Annotated in this window: 1 protein-coding gene; it reads right to left on the bottom strand. The window is 62.9% G+C overall.

Annotated features, from left to right (window positions below):
* On the bottom strand, positions 1-525 hold a 525-nt coding region (locus CSC70_RS13845; protein WP_162457197.1), incomplete at its 3' end, for a bifunctional nicotinamide-nucleotide adenylyltransferase/Nudix hydroxylase.
* Positions 526-749: the final 224 nt, after the last annotated feature.

Genomic DNA, 749 nt, shown 5'->3' with positions numbered 1-749 from the left:
GCCGCAGACGGGCGCCGGCACATTGCCGCGCAGCATCAACAAGCCGCCGTGGAAACCGATGTCGACGGCTTCGAACAGATAGCGGCGCAATTCGGTGGCCGACAGCGTTGCGGTATGTTGCACGTCCTCCAGCGGCCACTGCGGAAACTCACGCAGGTAGTAGCTGCTGGCATCCTTGTCCATGCCGATCAGGCCGATGTTCGCATCCAGCGTGCCGCCATCGGCGTGCACCGCATCGGCAACCTGCCGCTGAACTTCGGCGATCCACAGGCTTTCGTTGTACAGATGGTCGCGGAACGGGCGCCCGAGGAAACGAGCGGTTTCGCCCGGCAACGCGGATTCGATCATCACCGCACGTTCGGCGACGGTCCAAGGATTGCGAATGGTGCGGGGCGTGTCGGCCGAGCCGATCAGCACGATGAGCTTTTTCGCCTTGCCCAGCGCGTGGCGGGCGACGGCGGCGTGGCCGTTATGAAAGGGCTCGAAACGCCCGATAAACACGAGATAGTCGTACGGTGTTGCCATGAGAATCCCTCACGGTTGAGTGGTGAGCTGGCGGTCTGTCCGCCGGCTTGGTGAAATGCTACGCCGATGCACGAATGCGTCAAGCGGCCGCGTGCCTTTGCATCGGTGATCGTCGCCGTGACGCAGCGGTCATCATCTCTGGCTAGACTCGGCGCTCTTGCTTCTTCGAGGAATTTCCCTGCATGCCACGCTCCATCGCGCAGGTGCTGCGCTGCCTTCTGGCA

Origin of the sequence: Pseudoxanthomonas kalamensis DSM 18571, assembly GCF_010211745.1 — a bacterium.
In the GTDB taxonomy this organism is placed as follows: Bacteria; Pseudomonadota; Gammaproteobacteria; order Xanthomonadales; family Xanthomonadaceae; genus Pseudoxanthomonas_A; species Pseudoxanthomonas_A kalamensis.
This window is presented reverse-complemented; position numbering and strand designations above follow the sequence as displayed.